Source organism: Nonomuraea sp. NPDC003201 (genome assembly GCF_053590415.1).
The window spans coordinates 13,416-36,015 of sequence record NZ_JBSFTC010000097.1; the positions used below are offsets into that span (position 1 = coordinate 13,416).

Genomic DNA, 22,600 nt, shown 5'->3' on the forward strand with positions numbered 1-22,600 from the left:
CCAGTCGAGCTCGGCGGCAACGCCTTCGGCGAGGTCCGAGGGCGGGCTGGGGAGCACGTTCCAGGTGTAGGTCTCCATCTCGACGTGGTGCAGCGTGCGAACGGCAGGCCGGCGAACTTCAGCAAAACCGGCAACGTCGTCACGATCCGGGCTCGGGCCGGGGAGACCTACCGCATAGTGCCGTCGGCCCAGTTGAGGGTGACGGCACCCGCCGACGTTCAGCGTCCTGGAGGCACGGTGCCGGTGTCCGCCACGCTGGTCGCGGCCGGGCGGACGCTCGGGGCCTCGCATGTCTCGGTGCGGGTCCCTGAGGGGTGGGCGGTGGAGCCCGCCATCGTGCGGTTGCCGTCGGTCAAGCGCGGCGGATCCCGGACCGCCGGCCTGATGGTGCGGGTGCCGGACGGCACCGCGGACGGCGCCTACGACCTCATCGTGGTCGCCGCGCCCGATGAATGGTCGGTGGAGGTCAAACGCACCATCACGGTGGAACGGCGCAACCTTGCCCGTGGAAAGCCTGTCACCCAGTCGTCGACGGCGCACGGCGGGGTACCTGCCAGAGCGGTCGACGGCAACACCAACGGCACCTACGGGGCAGGGTCGGTCACCCACACGGATTTCCAGTCCGGGTCATGGTGGGAGGTTGATCTGGGCGCGGTCGAGAACATCGACAAGATCGCGATCTGGAACCGCACCGACTGCTGCGCCGACCGGCTGACCGACTTCTACGTCCTTGTCTCCGACAAGCCGTTCGCGTCAACCTCGCTGACCGAGACACTGGCCGATGAAACGGTCTGGCCCTATCACCATGCCGGGCAGGGCGGCACGCCGTCACCCGTCGACGTGGGCCGCACCGGGCGGTACGTGCGCGTGCAGCTCGCTGGGAACAACGCTCTCTCGCTTGCCGAGGTCCAAGTCTTCTCTCCATCGTAACGAGTCGGGCCCGGACTCACTTCGACCCTGGCAACGCGGCGGCCCTGACCTCGAGATCCTCGTAGCGCACCGTCGTAGGAACGCGGCTTCGGCTCCCGAGCCAGAGGCCTGGTGACGCCGCCGACCCCGTTGTATGTCCGGGGTTGTGGCCACGGGGCAGGCTCGCCGCCGATTGGCGAGTCCGCCCTCTGGTCAGTTGCGCGCCTGGTTGGCGGGCTCAGGGATCCAGGTGACGTGCGGCCGGCCCAGGAGACGTATTTCTGGCGAACACAGCTTCGTGTCGTCAGGCGCTGAGCGCCTCCTCTCTGCACATTACTTGCACGTGTAAGTATTTCTCCTTTAGGGTCCTCTCGGATACAGACATGAACCCTGGAGAGCTCATGCGAGGCGCTGAGACGCAGTCGATGCCGTCCTCCCTTTCACGGCGTCGGCGACGATGGCCTTGGGTGGTCGGAGGGCTTCTTGCCCTGCCCCTGGTCGCGGGCGGCGTCGGCTACCTGTCGCAGTTCGGAGGCGGCGGATCATACGTCGATGCCGACGGCAAGTTCACGCACGTCTCCGTTGACTCGTCCTTCGCTCATATCGCCGATCATCCCGCGTTCAAAGGGTTCGGCGACTATGTGGTGCCGTGGGAAGCGGGGTTCACCGCGACGCTGACCAGACCGCTTGCGGTGAAGAAGCTTGCGCCATACCTGGGCGCGTGGGATCCCCAGACCATGGTGGACGGCGTCAATTTCCTCATCGATGAGATCAATGCAGGACGGAAGCTCTACTACAAGCTTTATGACGAAAGCGAGATCGCGGCCGATCCGAGCAGGGAGGCCGCCGGCTTGTTCTTCATCCCCGGCGACGCCGGCGCGCCCGTGGCTTTCGTCACGGCTGGTGGCGGTTTCGACTCGGTCGCGTCCATCCAGGAGGCGTTTCCGCACGCGAAAGCCCTGCACGCGTTGGGCTACAACGTCTTCGTACTCAAGTACCGGGTAGGTGCCCAGGAGGGGGACGCGGCCCCTGACAAGCTCGACCGGATTCGACGGGCCAACGGCGACATGGCTCGGGCCATGTCGTACATCGAGCGTCACGCCGATGAATGGCACGTGAGCATGGACGGCTACTCGGTGTGGGGCAGCTCTGCCGGCGGCAGGCTCGCCACATTGTGGGGCTCGGACTCGGATCTCGGCGCCAAGGCACACGGCTTTGACAAACCCGCCGCCATTGTGGCCGCATATGCCGGCATCACGACTTCCTTGGAATACTCGGCTTCGTTCCCTCCCTACTTCGTCACCGTCGCGCAGGACGACAATGTCATTTCGGTTTCCCAGCTCGATGCCGTCGTCGGGGAGCTTCGGTCCCTCGGCGTACAGGTTCAGTACGAGAAGGTGAAGTCCGGCGGGCACGGCTATGGTCTGGGCATGGGGACGGCCGCCGAAGGCTGGTTCGACAAGGCGGTGGCCTTCTGGCGCAGCCATGGCACCGACCCAGCCGGAAAATGACACGACGGTGGTCCGGCGGTCGGGTGGAACTGGAGATGCGCCGGCGCGGTTCGGTAGGCGGCCACCGCTTTGTGCGCTCTCTCATGCTGCAGGTGTCAAGCGGCGGGGATGAGCTCAGAACCCCTGTGGATGATGCGCAGTCGCCGGCTGCGCTGATCAACGCGCATCGACGGCCGGGCGGAAAGGGCGGGCCGGGCCACACATGTGCGTAAGTGGCAATGAACTCGAAGCGCAGGTGTCATCGGCCATGGCGGCGAATAGGCCGCTACGGCTGGCGGTGGAGGTGAGTCGCGGCGGCATCCAGCAGGGGCAGGGCCGGCAGGTCATGCCCGAGCGCCTGGCCGAGGACTATTGGCCCCCACCTGCGGCCTGACCTCGCCTGGGCGAGTAGCAGATGCGGCCCTGGGCCGTAGTTTGCTGGTTCCACGCCTTGGCGGAGGAAGTGCCAGGCAACTGCTGAGAAGGTGGTGGGGACCGAGTCACGAGTCAGGCGGCACCGAAGGCCGCTGGTGAGGAGTAGTCATGCCGCGCCGTACCACTCTCGGCCCTGGTGAGGCGGCCTCGCGGCCCTCCGGAGCGCAGACCGATGGCTTGAGCCCGGCTGCCGAGGGGCGTGGCGGTCGGTCCGGATCTGCGGCGAAGAGCCTGATTGATGTCCTCAGCGAGTATGTTGCCCCTCGATCAGCAGGCGTGTGGCACGAGACGCTGGTCCTGGCATTGGGCGTCCTCGGGCACTCGCCGGCGGCGGTGCGCCAGGCCGTTTCACGGTCCGCGCGCGAGGGCGCTCTCACTACCACGCGGCACGGCAACCGGGCCTACGTGGAACTCACGCAGGATATGCGCGAGACCCTGTCGCTGGGCACCCGGCATTTCGCGGCCGAGGAGGCGCCCTCCGGCGAGTGGGATGGCACATGGGACGTGTTCATCGTCCGGTCGCGCGGGAAGGACCAGCGCGACCGCTACCGGTTCCGTACTTTGATGCTGCTCAACGGCCTGGGATATCTGGGCAACGGCGTGTGGATCTCCCCGGACTGCCGCTTCAAGGACGTGATCATGCGCGCGCTGTCGGACGAGCCGGGTGTGATCATGACCGTGATGACGTCCCAGATCGAGTATCCCGATGTGCGCGCGGTCGCCGAGCAGGCGTGGGATCTGGATGCTGTCGCCGACCGGTACGAGCGACTGCTGGTTGATTTCGGTGACCGCATCGCCGACGGTCCCGAGGAGTGCTTCAGGGCTTGGACCGGACTGACACAAGCCTGGCGCGAGTGCGTGCTGACCGAGCCCGGCTTGCCGAGCGATGTCCTGCGGCCGGACTGGCCCCGTGAACGGGCACGGAACTTGGTTGCTCGGTGCCGAAGCGCTTGGCGGCCGGCCGCACACGCGTTCTTCCAATCGCTGGCGGGCACGGGCGCTGGGCCTAGCGTGTGACACAAATCTTTACTTTTGTATTAGTGTGTCACTTGCTGCGCTTCCAGCGCGGTCGAGGCTCGGCCATTTGCTCCTGGCCGGGCGATGATCCCCTTGGGAGGTTTCCGCATGGCATCCCTTGACGACGCGCCGCCAAGCGTTCAGAGCTGGTTCGCGACGGAGAAGTCCGCCGCGCCGGCCGAGGAACTGCGCGGGGTGCTCTCGCCTGATGTGGTGTTCGACTTCGGCGCACACCAGGTCCGTGGTGTCGATGCCGTTGTCGCCCAGGTCACCGTTATGATGCCGCCCGGCTGGCTCGGCGAGGTCGAATGGAGCCTGCTGCCCGTCGGCGGAGACGGACGGGTGACGGTTCGTGGCACCGGGCCCAGCGGGACTCCGCTGCCCAGCCCCGGTGGCCCGATGGATGCCATGGACTTCGCGTTCACCCTGGACGACGACGGGCTCATTGCCGGGATCGCTCCGCAACCGCACCACCTCGGACCACATGACCTGCCCCAGCCGTTGCAACCGGGAGATGTCGCGCCTGAGTTCGTTCTGCCTGACATCGAGGGTGTCGAGGTCGCCCTGTGTCAGGAAGAAGCGAAGGCCACAGTCGTGGTGTTCACCTGCAACCACTGCCCGTGGGCGCTGGGCTGGCATGACAGACTGCAGCAGGTCGCCCGCGACTACGCCGCACGCGGCGTGCGCTGCCTACAGGTCAACGCCAACGATCCGGCCGTCAATCCCAAAGACGGCGTTGAATACTCCCGCAAGCGGGTCGCCGAGGGACAATTCGCTGGGCCGTACCTGGTCGACAGCAGTCAGACGGTGGCGCGCCGCTGGGGTGCCCGGCACACGCCGGATGTCTTCGTCCTCGATGAACACGGCATTGTCGCCTATCACGGCGCCCCTGACGCGGACGTCGCCGACGAATCGCTCAACGCGGCCTGGGTGCGCGGTGCGCTCGACCACGTCCTCGCCGGCACCTCCCCGGACCCGGCCTACACCCAGGCCGTTGGCTGCTCGATCAAGTGGACGACGTGATAGCGCCGTTCCGTGTCGAACTGCTGTGGTGGTCGGGCTGCCCTTCTCACGGCAAGGCCAGGGCCATGCTCGAAGAGGCGATGACGGAAGTCGGCCTGGACCCCGCGAGCATCGAGAGCATGCGGATCGTCACCCATGAGGAGGCGGTTCGGGAACACTTCACGGGTTCACCCACGATCCGCGTGAACGGTATGGACATCGTGCCACCGCAGGCGAGTGAGCCCCCGGGGCTCACCTGCCGGCTCTACTTCCGCGCGGACGGCCGGCCGAGCCCCCTGCCGGACCCGGCCCGCATTCGTGACGCCCTCAAACACGCCATCGACCAAGGCTGAGAGCGCGTCTCACCTGACGATGCTCAGCCGTCGCCCCGTTCCGCATCGGCTGCCACGCGGGCGCGGTCACCCGAAATCAACTTCTGTGGAGGATCATCATGGCAAAGGTGCTGTACACGGCGACGATGTCGCTGGACGGCTTCATCGCCCACCCGGGCGGGGACATGTCCTGGTTGATCGAGTACCTCGGCCCCAATCCGGCGATGGAGGAGCTCATCGGTCAGATCGGCGCACGCCTGATCGGCAACCGCACCTTCGGCGGCCAGGATCCGCACCGCGGCACGTCCAGAGAGGGCAGGCCGTTCGGCGGTGTGTGGGCCGGGCCGCAGTTCGTGCTCACCCGCCAGGCACTGGAGTCCTCGATGCAGGGCATCACCTTCGTGGGCGACCTGGACAGCGGCCTGGCCGCGGCCAAGGCGGCGGCAGGCGACAAGTACGTCAACGTCATCGGTGCCGACGTCGCCCGGCAATGCCTGGAGGCCGGCGAGCTGGACGAAGTCTTCGTGTGCGTCGCACCCGTCATGCTCGGCGATGGCGTCCGGCTGTTCGACCACCCGGGCGGGACCCACGTCAAGCTAGAACGTCTCAGCCTGAGCCCCGCGCCGCAGACCACGAACCTCCGGATGCGTGTCATCCGATGACCGGGTCGCCGTCGCGTCGCCGTCGCGACGGCGACGTCCGCTCGTGCGGCCGGCTGGCCATGGACGGCGCCAGCCGTCGAAGGCGATCGACGGCGGGCAGCATGGCGGTCATCGCCGGCTCGCCGCATTGCTGATTCATCCATCCGCCGGGCTCAGGGCTCAGAGGGGAACTCCGAGGCCAGCTCGGAGTGTGAGGAGCGGGCGAGACCCTGTCAGCACGTGTATCAGAAACCGTTAACTAGAGGCGAATGGTGCGCAGCTGTCGCGCTGACACATGGATCTTGGTTCGCTTACAGCTCTTGTCGATCATGTTTCATGCGTTTACCTTTATGGGAGTTATAGAAAACCGTCTCTACCAAGTGGGGTCGACGTGCCTACTCTGGAGACTCGTGACTTGGCGAAGAGGCTTGGGGGCCATCGCGCAGCCGACGGCGTGAGTTCGCGGTGACCGCGGACGAGTTCGTCATCCCGCTCGGCTCGTCCAGATGCGGCGAACGCGCCACGCTCGCGCACGCTGCGGCCCTGCTCGTCCCCGCGAGGCAGGGCCCTGCGGGAGGGCCGGAAGGCGGCAGATACATCCGATGACTTTGCCGCGCTCGCGAATGCGGCCGGAATCCGAGGCCCGCCACACCGTGTGGGACAAGGTCGCACGCGAAACGTCGTCCACGAATTCCCGGTGCGGCTCGTGCCTGGTGCGGCCAACCACGAACGCGTGGCGCCCGGGCCGCTGCCGGTCCCGGCCTGACCTGGAGCTCGAACGGGCGCGCGCCCAATCCGACCGCTTGCGGAGCATCCGGCCCGAGGGCGGCTCTGACCGCCATCAGCACCGCTCTTTCCCTCTCGCGTTACGGCTGACCCCCCTGGAAGGGGACTCTCACGTCTCAGGAGATGAGCCGACGGAAACTGTTAACCGCTACCGCGTTCGGTACGGCGACAGCCCTACTGTGGCCTTCGACACCGGCTGCGGCGGCCACACACCCCGGGATGCTGCACACCCAAGCCGACCTCGACCGCATGGCCGCCCGGGTGTCGGCCGGAAGACAGCCTTGGAAGAGCGGCTGGGACCGGCTCACGGCCAACTCGCACGCCTCGAGCAGCTGGTCCCCAACCCTCAGGCCACGATCACCCGTGGTGGCGGCACCGGCGAGAACTACGGCATCCTCTACAACGACATCGCCGCCGCCTACCAGAACGCCTTGCGCTGGCACGTCACCGGCGACACCGCGCACGGCGACTGCGCCCGTGACATCCTCAACGCCTGGTCGTCCAGGCTCACCTCGATCACCGGTGGCGCCGACCGCTTCCTTGCCGCGGGCATCTACGGGTAAGTTCGCCAACGCCGGCGAGCTGATGCGCGGCTACTCGGGGTTCGACCTTGGGGCCTTCCAGCGAATGATGGCCAACGTCTTCTACCCTCTGGCCAACGACTTCCTGAACAACCACAACGGAGCCTATATAACCAACTACTGGGCGAGCTGGGACCTGTGCTGCATGTGTGCGGTGCTGGCCATCGGCATCCTCCACGATGACCAGGCCATGATCAACCGGGCCGTGGACTACTTCAAGAACGGCGCGGGGATGGGATCGATCAACAACGCCACCCCCTACGTCTACGACGATCAAGGACTCGCGCAGTGGCAGGAGTCCGGACGTGACCAAGGCACACGATGCTCGGCATCGGTCTGATGGGCACATTCTGCGAAATGGCCTGGAACCAGGGCATCGACCTGTACGGCCACGCCGGCAACCGCTTCATGAAAGCCTGCGAGTACGTCGCCAAGTACAACCTCGGCGAGAACGTGCCCTTCACCGCCTACACCGTCCGCCAGGGCGCGCCCGGAGTTTGGGAAGGCTACGTGACCATGACGGAGAGCGCGGCAGCCGGTCGCGGGCCAGTCCGCCCCGTATGGGAGCTGATCTACAACCACTACGCCGGGCGGCGGAGCCTGGCCGTACCCTACACCACCCGCTACGCAGCACTCGCCCGCCCCGAAGGCGGTGGGGCGTACAAACTCATCAACGTGATGAGCGGCAACGCGCTGGACAACGGCAATGTCGCCATCGAGGGCGGTCCGGTCGTGCAGTGGAGTGACAACGGCGGTATCCCACAGCGGTGGCGGCTGACGCGCGTCGGCTGAGCACAGTCCTCGGCGGGATACTGCAGCCGTGGTGGCCGGGCGGTTGAGGAGCCGCCCGGCCACTGCCGGAGCCGTTACCGTGGACGTGCGTCTCTTTACACCGTGCTGAACGCGAAGGCGAACCGCGCGCGCTCGGCACGCAGTTGGTACGGGGGCAGCGGACCGGGCCCGCAGGACTGGGAGCCGAGCCCGTGCAGCCCGTGGTCCAGGTGAACCCAGACCGTCTCCGGGTCCTTGGTGAGCTCGCTGCGGTGGGTGGCCGCGTCGAGCGCGGCGTCGGTCCACGGGCGGGCGCTGAACCAGAATTCCGGGTCGCCGGCGATCCGCAGTCCGCTTTCACCATTGGTGAGCTCGGCCCAGCGAACGGCTGCCCGCGCCCCGTTCTCCTGCGGACACACGTACGCCGTCTGCAGCTCGTCCAGGCCAGCGGCCCACAAGCCCAGGCGGGCGGACTCGCGGCTGTCCGGGTACGCCTCGCCGGGCCCGCCTTCGTACCAGCGCACGCCCCGCAGTCCCGCCGGGAGGCCGAGCAGCACGCCGAGCCGGGGGAGCGACACGTTCCATTCGCCCTCCGGGACGACCTCGACCTCCAGTCGCAGCGCCTCGCCGTCCGAGGTCCAGCGGTACGTGGTGGCGAGGCAGATGTCCTGTGCGGCCGGGGCGACGCAGCCGTCGCGGTATGTGAACGACGGCTCCCCGGCGATGTATTGGGCACCCCAGGCCGAGGACAGTGAGCCGTGGGTGGCCGTCGATCTCGAGCGCCTGGTGAAGGTACGACAGGTTCGGCTGGAATTTCCTACGGCGGGCCGGTACGGCTTCGTCGTCGAGGCCAGTCGCGACCGCACGGACTGGACGGTGATCGCTGACCAGAGCCGGACTGGAACCTCCACTTCCAGGATTTGGCACCTCGATGTCCCTGAGATCGTCACGCTCCAGGTCCGCGTGCGACTGCTGCCCACCGACGGACCGCCGTCCGGAGCTGGGGCGTCTGTGACACGGGCCGACGCCGGACGGCCTGTTCCCCAGCCCCTGTCTGGCGTCGCGGATGATCCGGCCGCTCAGTATCCTGGCGATCAACTCCTGAAGGTGTGAGGGCTTGGCGCTGATGGGTCGGGCCGGTCTCGGCCACACCGTCCGCGCGTACGCCGCCGTTTCAGCGGCTGGACGGTGTGACGGCCAGGTCGCCGGCGGCGACGTAACCGAAGGTCATGGCCGGGCCGAGGGTCGCCCCCGGCCCTGGGTAGGTCTCGCCCATGACCGATGCAGCGGCGTTGCCCGCCGCATACAGGCCCTCGATGACCGTGTCGTCCTCGCGCAGCACGCGGGCGCGCTCGTCTGTGACCAGACCGCCCTTGGTGCCGATGTCGCCCGGTACCAGCCGCACGGCGTAGAAGGGCGGCTTGACCAGCGGTGCGAGGTTGGGATTGGGCAGGGTGGGGTCGCCGTAGTAGTTGTCGTAGGCACTGTCGCCTCGCCCGAAGTCCTCATCCTTGCCTTGCGCGGCCATGGCGTTGAATCGCTCCATGGTCGCCATGAGTCGATCGGCGGGCAGGCCCGTCTGGTCGGCGAGTTCGTGCAGGTTCCGGGCGACCTTGATGAACCCGCTCCGGATCCATCTCCGCTTGAACGGCTGGCCGGGGAAGTGGTTGAGCATGAGGTAGCGATTCTTGGTGCGACCATCGAAGATCATCCATGAGGGGATGGCGTCGTCCGCGTACATGCGGTCCACGAACTCCGCGTACGGCAGGGCCTCGTTGACGTAGCGCTCGCCCTGCCCGTTCACGATGATCATGCCGGGCACGGCCCGGTCGGTGACCAGGAAGACCGGCTTCTCTCCGGGTGGCACCGCGGCGGGCATCCCCCAGACCTTGTCCATCAGGTCGAGTGCCGCGCCCAACTTCAGCGCCGCCCCGATCGCGTCGCCCGTCTGGCCTTCCGCGGCCGAGCTCCACCCGGCGTCGGTCGGCGCGGGCAGGTAACGCTCGCGCAGCTCCTGACTGTGCGAGAAGCCGCCCGAGGCGAGCACGACGCCTCTGCTCGCCCGGATGGTGATCTTCCGTCCGGCTCGCATTGCCGTGACGCCCCCGACCCGGTCATCTTCGACCAGCAGGCCGGTGAAAGGAGTCGAGACCCAGACTTCACCGCCCGCCTCGCCCAGGGCCGCGCGCAGCCGGGCGACCAGCGCGGCGCCGAGCGCCACCGGCCTGGCGCCGGTCAAGAGTGACCCGATGGCACGCAAGCCCAGCTTGACGGCGGTCAGCTTGCCGCCCCAGGTCCGCATCACCATGCTGGCCCGGGCCGCCTCCTGCGCCTTGACCACCATCCCGTAGGTGGGCAACTCGGCGCGGCGCAGCTCGCGGCGGAGTGGGCCGAGCTTGCGCAGATCGAAGAGGGGCGGCTCGATCGCGCGGCCGACACCGAAGCCGCCGGGACGCTCGGGGTAGTAGTCCGCGTACCCCCGCACATACTCGAAGCGCACGTGACGCGTGCGATCGTGCAGGAAGCGCAGCATCTCGGGGCCACGGTCCAGGTAGGCGGACCTGCGCATGGCAGGCACCCGGTCGCCGACCGTCGCCTCCAGGTACTGCTCGGCCTTGCCACGCGAGTCGCCGATGCCCCGACGGTCCAGGTAGTGGTTGCCGGGGATCCACAGCGCGCCGCCGGAGATCGCGCTAGACCCGCCGTACCGGCCGGTCTTCTCGATCACGATCGCGGTCAGGCCGTGTAGCCGCGCGGTCAGGGCGGCTGTCAGTCCGGCCGCACCCGAACCGACCACCACGACGTCGTAAGTGTGCTCCACGTCAGCCGTCCTGCTTGCTGAGCGCCATGAGTTCTGCGACGACTTCCTCCGGAATCTGGACGAATCCCATGAACTGGTGCATCGGGAGGGACTCGACCATGCGCAGCATGTCGCCGTTCTCGGCGGCTTGCGCCTGCTGTTCCTCGCTCATGCCGGCGGCGAGCCGTCCCATGAGCTCGGGTCCGACGACCGGGTGGCCGAACCACTCGCCGACGCTGGAGTCCAGGGTCAGCTCCTTGGCGACCACCTCACCGGCGAGCTTGATGGTCTCCTCGGCCACGATCAGCGAGGCGTTCTCGCCGATCTGGACGGTGTAGTCGCCGGGCGCGACCAGCCGGCGGTTCTCGAGGATGTCCCAGTAGGCGAAGGCGCGGGCGTCGAGGTCGAAGTTCACGGTTGTGGACCGGCCGGGGTCGAGGGCGACCTTGGTGAAGGCCCGCAGCTCACGTGCCGGGCGGCGGACGGGACCGGCCTGCGTGGCGACGTACAGCTGGACGACGTGCTTGCCGTGCCGTTCGCCGGTGTTGGTGACGGTGAGGGTGACGTGCGCGCTGTCGGCCCCGGTGATCTCCACGGCCAGGTCGCCGACCGCGAAGGTGGTGTAGGTGAGCCCGTGGCCGAAGGGGTAGCGGACCGGCTGCGAGACGGTCTCGTGGTAGCGGTAGCCGACCATGACGCCCTCGCCGTAGCGGACGCGGTCCTGCTCGCCGGGGAAGTTGAGGTAGCTGGGGGTGTCCTCAAGGCGCAGCGGGATGGTCTCCGCGAGGCGCCCGGAGGGGGCGGTGACGCCGAGGAGCAGGTCGGCGATGGCGCCTCCACCGGCCTGGCCGAGCAGACCCCCTTCCAGGATGGCGTCGACGTCGTCGTGCCAGCCTTCGAGTGACACGATGCCGCCGTTGGAGAGCACCACGACGGTACGGCGGGCCGCCGCGGCGGTGGCGCGGATCAGCTTCACCTGCTCGTCGGGAAGCTCGATGGTGGTCCGGTCATACCCTTCCGACTCGTCCGCGTCGGCCAGCCCGGTGAAGACGATCGCCAGGTCGGCGCTCTCCGGGTCGGTGGTGACGGTGCGGTCTCCGGCCAGCTTCCTGATCTCGTCGAGAGGGCTGTCCACGCGGGTGGGGTTGATGTGGGAGCTGCCGCCGCCCTGGAAGCGCGGTTCGGCGGCGAAGGGGCCGACGACGGCGACGGTCCGGACGTCGGCTCCGATCGGGAGTACGGCTTCGGCGTTCTTCAGCAGGACCGCGCATTCGGCGGCCAGTTCGCGGGCGAGCAGGTGGTGCGCGTCGGCGTCGAAGGTCGCCGGTTCGGCCCGCCACCGGTCCGCCATCTCCCGCACGCGCGAGACGCTGCGGTCCACGTCCGCCTCGTCGAGCTGCCCGGAGAGCACGGCCTGTACGATCTTGGCGTCGTTCCTGGGGTTGCCGGGCATCTCCAGGTCGAGCCCGGCCTTCAGGGCGGCCACGCGGTCGCTGACCGCGCCCCAGTCGGAGACCACGACGCCGTCGAAGCCCCACTCCTCGCGCAGCACCTGGGTGAGCAGCCAGGGGTGCTGGGCGGCGTGGACGCCGTTGACCTTGTTGTAGGCGGCCATCACGGTGGCGGGCCGGGCCTGGGTGACCACCTGTTCGAAGGCGGGCAGGTAGATCTCGCGCAGCGTGCGTTCGTCGACCTCGGCGCTGACCCGCATGCGGGCGGTCTCCTGGTTGTTGGCGGCGAAATGCTTGACCGACGCGCCCACCCCCTCGGCCTGCAGCGCCTTGACATGGGCGGTCGCGAGCACGCCGGTCAGCAGCGGGTCTTCGGAGTAGTACTCGAAGTTGCGCCCGCACAGGGGAGAGCGCTTGATGTTCACCGCCGGACCCAGGCTCACCTGCACGTCGAGCGCGCGGGCCTCCCGGGCGACGGCGGCGGCCAGCCGGGCGGCGACGGTGGAGTCCCAGCTGGAGCCGACCGCGACCGCGGGCGGGAAGCAGGTGGCGGGGAGGCTCTCGTGGATGCCCATGTGGTCGGCGTCGCCGGTCTGCCGCCGCACGCCGTGCGGTCCGTCGCTGAGCACGATCGACCGCGTGTCGCCAGCCGGTTCGGTGCTCATGATGTCCTTGCCGGACAGCAGGGACGTCTTCTGCTCGAGATTCACAGGATGGCTTCCTTCAGATCGTCGGCCAGTTCGTCGGACGGGCCGGGGATGAACTCGAGGATGCTGTTGAGGGAGAACGCGGCTGCCTCGGGGGCGTTGCCGTCGATGGGGATGCCGGGGAGGTGCTTGGCGAACACCTCGGTGAGCGCCCGCCACACCTTCGGGTCCTCCGCGAGCGTCTTCAGGGAGGTGTCCATCGTGTACGGCTGCCGCGTGCCGAACCCCTCGGGCAGGTCGTAGCTCCAGGTGTGGCTGCCGCCGGAGATCTCGACGGTCTCTCCTGAGAACGGCAGCTCGACGAGCGCCTCGGTGCCGCCGGGGAGGGAAACGTCCACGGTCACGAGCGTGCTGGCGATGCGCCAGGCCACGCGGACCTCGCCGTGCACGGTCCAGTGGGTGAGCGCGGCATGGGTGAGGCCGCCGCCGGGCTTGGGCGCGATCAGCATCTTCCGGTAGCCGGGCTCGGCAGGCGACAGGCCGCCCACGGTCCGGTGCAGCCAGTCGCAGACCGCGCCGAGGGCGTAGTGGTTGAGCGAGGTCATGCCGGTGGAGTTGAGCGTGCCGTCGGGCAGGATGGCGTCCCAGCGCTCCCAGATCGTGGTCGCTCCCATGGTGACCGGGTAGAGGAAGGAGGGGCAGCCGGTCTCCATCAGCATGAGGTAGGCCTCCTCCAGGTGGCCGGTCCGGCTGAGGGCGGGCAGCATCAGCGGGGTTCCGGCGAACCCGGTGGAGATCTTGAATCCGGCCTTGGCGACCAGCTCGGCCAGCCGTTTTCCGGCCTTCGCCTCCTGCTCGGGGTCGAGCAGGCCGAAGCAGATGGCCAGGGCGTAGGCGGTGGCGGTCTCCCCGGCGACGCGGCCGTTTCGCGTGACGTATTCGGCGCGGAACGCCTCGCGCACCCGGTCGGCCAGGTCGCCGAAGTATCCGGCGTCCTCGGTGCCCAGGACGCGGGCGGTCTCGGCCATCTCGCGGGTGGTCTTGGCGAGGTAGGCGGCGGCGACCAGGTGCCGGTCGGTCTTGCCTCCGGCCGGGTTGTCCCCGGGCGCGTCGGGGTCGAGCCAGTCGCCGAACTGGAAGCCGCTGCTCCACAGGCCGTCGGCGTCCAGCCGGTTCGCCACGTCGCGGGTGAAGGCGGCCATGGAGGCGTAGCAGCGGCTCAGGATCCCGGCGTCGCCGTACTCCTGGTAGAGCGTCCACGGCAGGCTGACCGCCACGTCGCTCCAGAGGGCGGTGGGGGAGGAGGGGGTGGACAGCACGTCGGGCACGACCCAGGGGACATAGCCCTTCGAACGCTGTTCGGCGGCCAGGTCCTCCAGCCACGAGCCCAGGACCGCGCGCACGTCGTAGAGGAAGGCGGCGGTGGGGGCGAAGGCGTTGATGTCCCCGGTCCAGCCGAGGCGTTCGTCCCGCTGGGGACAGTCGGTGGGCACGCCCACGAAGTTGTCCCGCATCGACCAGACGGTGTTGGCGTGCAGCCGGTCGAGCAGCTCGTCGGAGGTCTCCAGCCAGCCGGTGCGGCGCATGTCACTGTGCACCACGACGGCCTTGATCTCGTCGTACGGGCCGTCGATCTCGGCGTACCGGAAGCCGTGGAAGGTGAAGCGCGGCTCCCAGGTGGCCGTCCCTCCGGCGTGGATGTAGCGGTCGGTGGCCTCGGCCGTGCGCAGGGTCTCGGTCTCCAGCTCGCCGTCCTTCAGGACCTCGGCATGCCGGATGGTCACGCTCTGCCCGGCGTCGCCAGATGTGGTCAGCCGGATCCAGCCCGAGATGTTCTGCCCGAAGTCGACGATCGTCCTGCCGTCCCCGGTGACGGTCCGCACCGGGGCGAGCTCCTCGATCCGCCTGATCGGATCGGCGACCGTGGGGACCAGCGTGTCCAGATCCCATGCGAAGGGCTCCACCGGGGACCAGCCGCCGGTGAATCCGGGCTCGCTCCAGCCGTACGGCTCCCGCCGCGCGTCGAAGGTCTCCCCGTCGTAGAGGCTGTTGGCCACCACGGCGCCGGCCCCGGAAGTCCAGCTCTCATCGGTGGCGATGACGACGGTCTCTTCGCCGAAGGTCAACTCCAGCCGCATGAACAGCGCGGGTCGGTCCGTGTAGTGGCTGCTCTTGCCCTCGTAGCCGATCCGGCCCCGGGCCCAGCCCTCGCCGACGATGCCGCCCAGGGCGTTGGCGCCGGCGCGCACCAGGGAGGTCACATCATGGGTGCTGACCTGCAGCCGGTGCCGGTAGGAGGTCCAGCCTGGCGCCAATACCTCGTCGCCGACTCTGGTGCCGTTCAGGTACGGCTCCACGATGCCCAGCCCGGTGACCTGCAGCGTGGCCCGGTCGGGCAGTCGTTCGGCGGTGAACTCGCCGCGGAAGTAGGGCGCACTACCGCCCGGCTCGATCGGGAACGAGGGGGCCACGAACATGTGGGAACTCCTTAGCGGACGGACTTGATACGTAGGGTGATCAGGCCGCCCAGCAGGGTGCAGGCGGCAGCCACGAGATAGAGCAGGGTGTAGTTCTTCTCCGTGCCGCTCACGCCGACGGCCAGGAAGAGCGGGGCGATGAACGGCGCCGCCGACTGGGGAATGGAGGTGGCGAAGCCGAACACCCCCAGGTAGCGGCCCGCGTTCGTCTCCCGTTCGGGCAGCACGTCCAGGGCGAGCGCCTGGTCGACGGCGGAGAACGTACCGAGGCCGACCGAGGAGATGATCGAGCCGGTGAACAGCAGCGGCACGGTCGACGACAAGGCCATGGTCAGCGTGCCCAACGCGTAGATCGCTCCGGCGGCAAGGACGAAGACGCGGCGACGGCGCAGCTTGTCCGACAGGAAGCCGCCGCCCAGGGCGCCTCCTGCGGTGGCCAGCACGCCGATGCCGGAGACCGCCGCGAGCGTGCCCGCCACCTCCTTGACGTCCACGCCCAGGCGCGAGGCGAAGAAGAAGGCGGTGAAGGTGGTGTTGAGCGTCAGGCCGAAGTAGAAGGCGAAGCGCCCCGCCCAGTTGAGCGAGAAGTCACGATATGTCATGACCGGCCAGGTGTACTTCAAGAGCAGCGACTTCACGGTCAGTGACTCGGCGGGCGGCAGAGTACGGCTGTCCGCCTCGTCGACCAGCCAGACGAACAGGACAACCGTGACCACGCCGATGGCTCCAGGCGCCAGGAAGAGCAGCAGAGCGTCGCCCGCGAGGCCCCCGGTCAGCACCACGCCCATGACTGGCGCGATCAGCGTCGCGAACCCGCCCAGCCCGGCGACCTTGCCACGCTGCTCCTCGGGCAGCCGGTCGGCCTGGGAGTTGAGCAGGTTTCCGAACGCGGTCCCCCACCCGAACTGCGCCAGCACCCAACCGAGACCGAGGAGGAGCACGCTGGGGGCCAGCGCCATCACCAGCAGGGAGACGACGCCGAGCAGCATCCCGCCGATGATGAACGGGCGCCGGCGGCCCAGGCGAGTGCGAGTGCGGTCGCTCAGTGTGCCGAACACAGGGCCGGTGAGGAGTGGGACGAGGGCGCCGACGCCGGTGATGTAGCCGAGGTACTCCTCGTGGCCCGGCGCGAGCTCGTTGACCCGGATGGACAGGGAGATGGCCAAGGGCGTGATGAACGCCATGAAGACCCCGAACTGCGCCAGGACCATCAGCCCGATGTAGCGGGGGCCGACCCTTGGCAGGACGGGGATTACCGGTGTGCTCATGAGACCCCACAGGTCGGAGAGGGGGAGAGATGTGTCCCGGATGTTAACCGCGCGCTACTTACACGTGCAAGTAGATGAAAGGTGTCATTTCACCCAAGGCGCATCCAGTCGTCAGGCGGATTCGCGTTCGACCACGCGGATGACGTCGGCCGGAAGCAACTCCAGGCGGGGGTCCTCGTCGTTCAGTGCTCTGAGCAGGGCTCTGGCGATGTGCTCGCCGATCTCGCCGCTGTCCTGGGCGACCGTCGTCAGAGGAGGCACGGCGAAGCGCGCCGCGGGGATGTCGTCGGCGCCGATGACCGGCAGGCTCGTGCCGAGGGCACGCATTCCGGCCAGCAGCGCCAGGGCCACCTCGTCGTTGTAGGCGCAGACGGCGGTCGGCACGCCTTGCCAGCTCGCCACCGCCTCGGCTGCCGACCCGGCATCCATGGCGATGGTGGAGACCACCGGCTCCGGCAGCCCGGCCTCCGCGCACGCCTGCGCCGCGCCCTCCGCCCGTCCTCGCCCCAGCGCGGCCAGGCGGGGGTCGTCGGGCAGCACGTAGGCCAGCCGCTCGTGGCCCTTGCCGATCAGGTGCCGGGCCTGCAACCGGCCCACGCCGTTGATCCACAGGGTGTCGCTCACGTCATATCCGGGCTGTTCGGACGGGGGCAGGACGGCCGGGATGCGCACCCGTCGCATGGCCTCCAGCTCCTCGGCGGTGAAGGGCCGCATGCCGAAGACGGTGGCCGGGCTGAGCGCGCTCCAGAGCCGGGCCAGCCCGTCGTCGTGGCCCGCGTGCACGTGTGTGATGAGCGTCAGCCCGGCCTCGCCCAGCACCTGTGCGGCTCGGTCGACCAGTGCCGCCATGGTGTGGCCCTGCGGCCAGTCGGGCAGCACGAACAGCGCCACGTCGCTGCGCCCGCTGCGCAACGTGCGAGCGGGTGCGTAAGGCGTGTAGCCCAGGCGGGCCGCAGCCTGCAGCACGCGCTGCCTGGTCACTTCGGGGATGGACTGGCCGGGCGTGTTGTTCAGCACGAAGCTGACCGTGGCCCGCGACAGGCCTGCCTCCCGCGCCACGTCGACGCTGGTGATCCTGCGCTTTTTGTCTGCCACGCTGCCCTCGTCGCCGTTGCCTGCCCGCTGGGGAGATGTTAACGTCTGCGTGCTTCCAGGTTACACGTGATAGTGCTGCGGATCTCGCTCTCTTCCTCGCGGAAAGAGGGCGGTTCGCGCGTCATTCCTTCGGAATTCGCACGAGTGCCCAGAGCGGCATCCTTCAGGCGCTGGCACCTCGCAATCGGAGACGGCGGCTGTTCCTGGTGGTGTACCGTCACGTACTAACACGTGTAAGTGAGGAGGATCTTTTCGCGTGATCACCATCCGATTCGAGCACCTGCGTGAACCGTTGGGCGTCGGCACTATAAGCCCCCGCCTGTCATGGATCGTCGAGACGGACACCCCGGGCTGGTTGCAGAGCGCGTATGAGATCGAGGCAAGGGGCGAGCGGACGTGGGTCGAGTCGGCCGAATCGGTGCTGGTGCCCTGGCCGTTCGCGCCGCTGGCCGCTCGGGAGCGAGTGGCGGTGAGGGTGCGGGTGGAGGGGCCGGGCGGGTGGTCGGCATGGAGCGAGCCCGCGCATGTCGAGGCGGGGCTGCTAGAGCCGGAGGCCTGGTCGGCCAGATTCGTCAGCCCAGGGGAGGGCTCGTTGTTGCGCGGCGAGTTCCAGGCGCGGTCAGGCGTGCGTGCGGCCCGCCTGTACACGACCGCGCTGGGCGTCTATGAGGCCGAACTGAACGGTCAGGTAGTCGGAGACCAAGTGCTCGCCCCCCGGCTGGACCGCCTACCGGCACCGCCTGCGCTACCAGACCTACGTCACCGACCTGCTGCTGCGCCACGCCGATGTCCTGCAGGACGGCGAGCTGTGCGTGACCCGGCTGCGCACTGCCAAGGCCACCGACGTCTGCACGCTGCGGGGCGGCGGCCAGGAGACGTGGGAACCTCGCTTCACCTTTCACGGCTTCCGCTATGCCGAACCCGCTCTGTCGACCTGCTCGCCCAGACCGCCGGCGTCCTCGGCGAGTACGACGGCACCTATCGGGCGCTGGCCGACGAAATACGCCAGGCGTTCGCCGACGAGTACGCCACCGCCTCCGGGCGGCTGCTCAGCGACTCGCCCACCGCCTACGCCCTGGCCCTGGAGTTCCCCCTGCTGCCTGACGAACGACGGCGCCACCGCGCCGCGTCCCGTCTGGCCGAGCTGGTCCGCGCCAACGGCTACAAGATCGCCACTGGTTTCGTCGTTACCCCGCTCATCTGCGACACCCTGGCCGAAGCGGGAGAACTGGAGGCCGCCTATCGGCTGCTTCTGCAGCGCGAGTGCCCGTCCTGGCTGTACCCGGTCACGCAAGGGGCCACCACGATCTGGGAACGCTGGGACAGCCTCCTGCCCGACGGCACCGTCAACCCCAGCGGCATGACCTCCTTCAACCACTACGCTTTCGGCGCCGTCGCCGACTGGCTGCACCGCACCGTCGCCGGGCTCGCGCCCGCCGCGCCTGGATACCGGGAAATCACCGTCCACCCCCGCCCCGGCGGCGGTCTGACCCACGCCGGCGCCCGCCTGCGCACTCCCTACGGCCCGGCCGCCTCCTCCTGGAGGATCACCGGCGGCGAGCTCATCGTCGAGGCCGTCGTTCCGCCCAACACCACCGCCCACGTCACGCTTCCCGGCGGCGACCGGCTCACCGTCGGCTCCGGTAGCCACCGCTGGATCCTGCCGCACACCGACAGGGCAACAGCGTCCGCGCCGCTCACCCTCGACAGCACCCTGGCCGAAGTGGCCGACCGGCCCGGCGCGATGCGCATCGTCACCGACACCATCGTCCGCCACATGCCCGAGATCGCCGAGCACGTGGAATCCGGCCTGAACGCCGGAGCCCAGAACATGACCGTTCGTGAGGCCATCGCTCTCATCCCCAACGGCAGCCACCTGCCCGCCGAGATCGAAACCGGCTTCGCCCGCCTCACCGAGGTTCAGTGATGCCCAGCAAGACCTATGACCTGCTCACCACCATGTTCCGGCAGGCGCGCGACGCTCACGTGCCGATGGACCTCGCCGAAGAACGCCGGCAGAGCCGCCTCTACGACGACGCCTACCAGCCGGTCCCGGGTCTCGCCGACGAACCCGTGGAGGGAGCCCGGGCCGGGACCCGCCTGATGACTCCGGACAACGCCCGTGACGACCTCCTGATCGTCTACATTCACGGCGGCGGCTTCCGTACCGGTTCGGCACTCGCTGTCCGTCCCCTGGCCGCCCAACTTGCTTTGCGGACCCGGGCGCGGGTGCTGCTGCCGGAGTACCGGCTCGCACCCGAGCACCCCTATCCGGCCGCGCTCGACGACTGCGAGGCCGCCTACGCCCTCGCGACCCGGCTGAGCCCGCAGGGCGGCATCGCCGTCGGGGGCGAGTCGGCGGGTGCCAACCTGGCCGCGGCGCTGCTGCTGCGGCTCCGGGGCATCGGCGGGGCCGGGCCGCTGGCCGGCTTCCTCTACTCCGGCGTCTTCGACCTGCGACCGGACGCCTGGACGCGGGGGAGCTGGGTGGATAACAGCGAGACCGACCTGCTGCTCGATGCCCGGCTCGGCCCGGTCATGATGACCGACTACCTGGCCGGGCACTCCCCGGACGACCCCTCGGCGTCGCCGGTCTGCGCCGACCTGCGACGCGTGCCTCCGCTGTTCCTGCAGGCCTCCAGCGCAGAACGCCTGCTGGACGACTCCATCGCCCTGGCCACCAGGGCCGCCAGGGCCGGAGTGCACGTCGAGCTGGAGATATGGCCGCACATGCAGCACGCCTGGCAGGTGGCCGCCGGCTTCCTGCCTGAGGCGACCGAGGCCGTCGAACGTACCGCCGCCTTCCTCCAGCGGGTCGTCGAGGGCAGGGTCGTGGACGGCGCGGCGCTGTCCGGCGGTCCCTCTTCGCTGTGATCCCCTACCTCCTCTGACCTGCACCATCAACTGAGACGGAGTGAACACCTTCATGCAGCGACTCACCGACCGCCGCATCCTCATCACCGGCGCCGCCTCCGGCATCGGGCGGGCCACCGCACTGCGACTGCTGTCGGAGGGCGCCCGCGTGGTGGCCGCCGACATCGCCGAGGACGGCCTGAAGGAGACTCTGGCCCTGGCCACCGAGCAGGGCACGGCCGACCGGCTCACCGTCACCCCCATCGACATCGCCGACGAGAGCTCGGTGAACGACGTGGTGCCGGCGGCAGTTGCTGAGCTCGGCGGCCTGGACGCTCTGGTCAACGCCGCGGCGATCCTACGCGGGGCGCACACCCACGACTGCTCGCTGGAGCTGTGGAACCGCATCATCACCGTCAACCTGACCGGCACCTTCCTGGTGACCAGGGCCGCGCTGCCCGCCCTGCTGGAATCGGGCCGTGGCGTGGTGGTCAACTTCAGCTCCACCGCCGCGTTCTTCGCTCACCCGTTCATGGCCGCCTACTCGGCCAGCAAGGGCGGCATCGCCTCCTTCACTCACAGCCTCGCCCTGGAGTACTCCAGGCAGGGACTGCGCGCGGTCAACATCGTGCCCGGCGGCATCAGCAGCGGCATCACTGACAACATCGGCTCCCTCGTGCCCGCCGACACCGACTGGAACCTCTTCCTCAAGCTGACCTCCGCGATCAGCGACGGACTGCCCGGCCCCGAGAACGTCGCCGGGGTGGTCGCCATGCTCGTCTCGGACGACGGCGCGTTCATCACCGGCACCGAGATCCGCGTCGACGGCGGCGCCCACATGTGATCACGAAACCCGGTGCACCATGCGCCCGCCCGCGACGGTGAGGCGCACCCGGGCCGCGCCCGGCTCGGCGAGCACGTCCCGCAGGTCGCCTTCGAGTAGGACCACGTCGGCGTCCGCCCCCGCCCCCAGAGGCGCGGCCCTGGAGGAGGGCAGGTGCGACGGGGCCAGATAGCCGCTCAACGCGATCGCCACCTCCACACGCTCGGCCGGTTGCGCGCAGCGGCCGGTCTCCGTCGTCCGGTCCCGGGCCGCGGCCATCGCCCGCCAGGGATCGGCCGGGCCGTAGGGCGCGTCGCTGGACGGCAGCACGGGAATCCCGGCGCGGAGGAGACCCGCGTAGCGATAGAGATCCTCGTGCTCGTCCGGGGGCGTGCCGCGCAGCATGTCCTCCCCGCGGTCGGCGAGGAACGCCGGCTGGGTGACGACCCGGAGTCCGAGCGTCCGCAACCGGTTCAGGCACCAGGCGGGTACGAGCGCCGCGTGCTCGATCCGGTCGCCCTCCAACGCGTCGGCCTCCTCAAGCGCCGCCAGCGCCAGGTACAGCGCCTCCACGCTGAGGCAGTGCAGCGCTACCGGTCGTCCGGTGAGGTGCGCGTACGCGATCTCCTGCACGAGTTCGTCCAGCCCGGGCAGGGCGTCGTCCCGGATGACGACCTTCCACGGGCCGGCGGTGAGCCGCCCATTGGGCAGGCCGGTCTCGAAAGGGGCGCCCAGCAGCCGCACCCGTTGCGGCAGGACGCCGCGCCGCATGCGCTCGGCCAGGGCGAGCACGATGCCGGGTGCCAGGCCCGGAGTGGCGTCGGTGACCGAAGTGACGCCCCAGCGGGCCAGCTTTCCGGCGACGAGCGCGAGGTCAGGCAGTGTATCGGGGTGAGTGCGAGATTGCTGCTCGGCCGAGGACCGGACCAGATGGTCCGCGCACCAGACGCGTCCGGTCGGCCTCCCGCCAAGATCGCGTTCGATGCCGGAGTCCTCGATGCGGTCGAGACCGAGGAGCCGGATGGCGGTAGTGTTCAGGATCCACAGTGACCCGCCTCGATGCTGAAGTCGTACCGGCCGGTTCGGGTGGAGCCGGTCCAGCGCCGCAGCGTCGAGGAGACCGGCGACGGACTCGGCATGGCCGACGCCTCGCACCCAGCCTTCGGCGTCGGCGGGGGCCGCGGCCAGCGCCGCGGCCAGTGCCCGCTCGTCGAGATCGGAC

The 22,600-nt window shown here is 69.1% G+C and carries 21 protein-coding genes and 2 pseudogenes; 16 read left to right on the plus strand and 7 right to left on the minus strand.

What is annotated here, in order from left to right; all coding sequences use genetic code 11:
* Window positions 1–84 precede the first annotated feature (84 nt).
* The 10 genes from ACWDX9_RS29290 to ACWDX9_RS29335 all read left to right on the plus strand — a co-directional run bounded on the left by ACWDX9_RS29290 (window position 85) and on the right by ACWDX9_RS29335 (window position 7,985).
* A complete protein-coding gene (locus tag ACWDX9_RS29290; protein ID WP_449959484.1) occupies window positions 85–930 on the plus strand; it encodes a galactose-binding domain-containing protein in 846 nt (281 codons plus the stop codon).
* Between the two features lie 446 nt (window positions 931–1,376).
* A complete protein-coding gene (locus tag ACWDX9_RS29295) occupies window positions 1,377–2,420 on the plus strand; it encodes an alpha/beta hydrolase (RefSeq protein ID WP_449959486.1) in 1,044 nt (347 codons plus the stop codon).
* A 247-nt stretch (window positions 2,421–2,667) separates the two neighbouring features.
* Window positions 2,668–2,793, plus strand: coding sequence for a hypothetical protein (locus ACWDX9_RS29300; RefSeq protein WP_449959488.1), 126 nt, complete (start codon window positions 2,668–2,670; stop codon window positions 2,791–2,793).
* 149 nt (window positions 2,794–2,942) lie between these two features.
* Window positions 2,943–3,851, plus strand: a complete 909-nt coding sequence (locus ACWDX9_RS29305; protein ID WP_449959490.1) for a PaaX family transcriptional regulator — start codon at window positions 2,943–2,945, stop codon at window positions 3,849–3,851.
* Window positions 3,852–3,959: 108 nt separating this feature from the next.
* Complete coding sequence (locus ACWDX9_RS29310; protein ID WP_449959492.1) at window positions 3,960–4,874, plus strand: redoxin domain-containing protein; 915 nt, start codon at window positions 3,960–3,962, stop codon at window positions 4,872–4,874.
* The gene (locus ACWDX9_RS29315) at window positions 4,871–5,206 is read left to right on the plus strand and encodes a DF family (seleno)protein (protein WP_449959521.1); all 336 of its coding nucleotides are present in this window, start codon (window positions 4,871–4,873) and stop codon (window positions 5,204–5,206) included. Before ACWDX9_RS29310 ends, ACWDX9_RS29315 begins: the two co-directional genes overlap by 4 nt.
* Window positions 5,207–5,304: 98 nt before the next feature.
* Complete coding sequence (locus tag ACWDX9_RS29320) at window positions 5,305–5,847, plus strand: dihydrofolate reductase family protein (RefSeq protein WP_449959494.1); 543 nt, start codon at window positions 5,305–5,307, stop codon at window positions 5,845–5,847.
* 1,046 nt (window positions 5,848–6,893) lie between these two features.
* On the plus strand, window positions 6,894–7,175 hold the full coding sequence (locus ACWDX9_RS29325; protein WP_449959496.1) for a hypothetical protein: 282 nt from the start codon (window positions 6,894–6,896) through the stop codon (window positions 7,173–7,175).
* Window positions 7,153–7,533 carry a hypothetical protein gene (locus ACWDX9_RS29330; protein WP_449959498.1) on the plus strand — a complete coding sequence of 127 codons (381 nt, stop codon included), beginning with the start codon at window positions 7,153–7,155 and terminating at the stop codon, window positions 7,531–7,533. Before ACWDX9_RS29325 ends, ACWDX9_RS29330 begins: the two co-directional genes overlap by 23 nt.
* Window positions 7,515–7,985 (plus strand): RICIN domain-containing protein, encoded by a 471-nt coding sequence (locus ACWDX9_RS29335; RefSeq protein ID WP_449959500.1) that lies wholly within the window; start codon window positions 7,515–7,517, stop codon window positions 7,983–7,985. The genes ACWDX9_RS29330 and ACWDX9_RS29335 overlap by 19 nt, the downstream gene beginning before the upstream one ends.
* A gap of 95 nt (window positions 7,986–8,080) precedes the next feature.
* Here ACWDX9_RS29335 and ACWDX9_RS29340 read toward each other — a convergent pair whose 3' ends face one another.
* Window positions 8,081–8,716, minus strand: a complete 636-nt coding sequence (locus tag ACWDX9_RS29340) for a beta-galactosidase small subunit-related protein (RefSeq protein ID WP_449959523.1) — start codon at window positions 8,714–8,716, stop codon at window positions 8,081–8,083.
* Here ACWDX9_RS29340 and ACWDX9_RS29345 point away from each other — a divergent pair.
* Complete coding sequence (locus tag ACWDX9_RS29345) at window positions 8,688–9,077, plus strand: discoidin domain-containing protein (RefSeq protein WP_449959502.1); 390 nt, start codon at window positions 8,688–8,690, stop codon at window positions 9,075–9,077. The genes ACWDX9_RS29340 and ACWDX9_RS29345 overlap by 29 nt on opposite strands.
* Window positions 9,078–9,138: 61 nt before the next feature.
* On the opposite strand, the gene ACWDX9_RS29350 is transcribed toward ACWDX9_RS29345, so the two are convergent.
* From ACWDX9_RS29350 to ACWDX9_RS29370, 5 genes are all read right to left on the minus strand, one after another.
* Window positions 9,139–10,785: an FAD-dependent oxidoreductase gene (locus ACWDX9_RS29350; protein ID WP_449959504.1), complete on the minus strand. Its 1,647-nt coding sequence runs from the start codon at window positions 10,783–10,785 to the stop codon at window positions 9,139–9,141.
* A gap of 1 nt (window position 10,786) precedes the next feature.
* Complete coding sequence (locus ACWDX9_RS29355; RefSeq protein ID WP_449959506.1) at window positions 10,787–12,925, minus strand: glycoside hydrolase family 3 C-terminal domain-containing protein; 2,139 nt, start codon at window positions 12,923–12,925, stop codon at window positions 10,787–10,789.
* Window positions 12,922–15,339, minus strand: coding sequence for a family 78 glycoside hydrolase catalytic domain (locus ACWDX9_RS29360; RefSeq protein ID WP_449959508.1), 2,418 nt, complete (start codon window positions 15,337–15,339; stop codon window positions 12,922–12,924). Before ACWDX9_RS29360 ends, ACWDX9_RS29355 begins: the two co-directional genes overlap by 4 nt.
* 11 nt (window positions 15,340–15,350) lie before the next feature.
* On the minus strand, window positions 15,351–16,607 hold the full coding sequence (locus ACWDX9_RS29365) for an MFS transporter (RefSeq protein ID WP_449959510.1): 1,257 nt from the start codon (window positions 16,605–16,607) through the stop codon (window positions 15,351–15,353).
* Window positions 16,608–16,718: 111 nt separating this feature from the next.
* Window positions 16,719–17,702 (minus strand): LacI family DNA-binding transcriptional regulator, encoded by a 984-nt coding sequence (locus ACWDX9_RS29370; protein ID WP_449959511.1) that lies wholly within the window; start codon window positions 17,700–17,702, stop codon window positions 16,719–16,721.
* Between the two features lie 256 nt (window positions 17,703–17,958).
* Between ACWDX9_RS29370 and ACWDX9_RS29375 the strand changes: the two are divergent.
* From ACWDX9_RS29375 to ACWDX9_RS29395, 5 genes and pseudogenes are all read left to right on the plus strand, one after another.
* Window positions 17,959–18,411, plus strand: a pseudogene (locus ACWDX9_RS29375) (glycoside hydrolase family 78 protein); the annotation flags it as partial.
* Window positions 18,412–18,514: 103 nt separating this feature from the next.
* Window positions 18,515–18,562, plus strand: a pseudogene (locus ACWDX9_RS29380) (hypothetical protein); the annotation flags it as partial.
* 17 nt (window positions 18,563–18,579) lie between these two features.
* Window positions 18,580–19,629: an alpha-L-rhamnosidase-related protein gene (locus ACWDX9_RS29385; protein ID WP_449959525.1), complete on the plus strand. Its 1,050-nt coding sequence runs from the start codon at window positions 18,580–18,582 to the stop codon at window positions 19,627–19,629.
* The gene (locus ACWDX9_RS29390; protein ID WP_449959513.1) at window positions 19,629–20,576 is read left to right on the plus strand and encodes an alpha/beta hydrolase; all 948 of its coding nucleotides are present in this window, start codon (window positions 19,629–19,631) and stop codon (window positions 20,574–20,576) included. Before ACWDX9_RS29385 ends, ACWDX9_RS29390 begins: the two co-directional genes overlap by 1 nt.
* Before the next feature lie 52 nt (window positions 20,577–20,628).
* On the plus strand, window positions 20,629–21,399 hold the full coding sequence (locus ACWDX9_RS29395; protein ID WP_449959515.1) for an SDR family NAD(P)-dependent oxidoreductase: 771 nt from the start codon (window positions 20,629–20,631) through the stop codon (window positions 21,397–21,399).
* Here ACWDX9_RS29395 and ACWDX9_RS29400 read toward each other — a convergent pair.
* Window positions 21,400–22,600: amidohydrolase family protein (locus tag ACWDX9_RS29400; RefSeq protein WP_449959517.1), on the minus strand; the 1,201-nt coding region annotated here is incomplete at its 5' end.

Excerpts from the sequence above, each read along its gene's own strand:
- ACWDX9_RS29395 (WP_449959515.1), top strand. The coding sequence starts at position 20,629 with ATGCAGCGACTCACCGACCGCCGCATCCTCATCACCGGCGCCGCCTCC.
- ACWDX9_RS29320 (WP_449959494.1), top strand. The coding sequence starts at position 5,305 with ATGGCAAAGGTGCTGTACACGGCGACGATGTCGCTGGACGGCTTCATC.
- ACWDX9_RS29360 (WP_449959508.1), bottom strand. The coding sequence starts at position 15,339 with ATGTTCGTGGCCCCCTCGTTCCCGATCGAGCCGGGCGGTAGTGCGCCC.
- ACWDX9_RS29310 (WP_449959492.1), top strand. The coding sequence starts at position 3,960 with ATGGCATCCCTTGACGACGCGCCGCCAAGCGTTCAGAGCTGGTTCGCG.
- ACWDX9_RS29365 (WP_449959510.1), bottom strand. The coding sequence starts at position 16,607 with ATGAGCACACCGGTAATCCCCGTCCTGCCAAGGGTCGGCCCCCGCTAC.
- ACWDX9_RS29345 (WP_449959502.1), top strand. The coding sequence starts at position 8,688 with ATGTATTGGGCACCCCAGGCCGAGGACAGTGAGCCGTGGGTGGCCGTC.
- ACWDX9_RS29335 (WP_449959500.1), top strand. The coding sequence starts at position 7,515 with ATGCTCGGCATCGGTCTGATGGGCACATTCTGCGAAATGGCCTGGAAC.
- ACWDX9_RS29305 (WP_449959490.1), top strand. The coding sequence starts at position 2,943 with ATGCCGCGCCGTACCACTCTCGGCCCTGGTGAGGCGGCCTCGCGGCCC.
- ACWDX9_RS29300 (WP_449959488.1), top strand. The coding sequence starts at position 2,668 with ATGGCGGCGAATAGGCCGCTACGGCTGGCGGTGGAGGTGAGTCGCGGC.
- ACWDX9_RS29390 (WP_449959513.1), top strand. The coding sequence starts at position 19,629 with ATGCCCAGCAAGACCTATGACCTGCTCACCACCATGTTCCGGCAGGCG.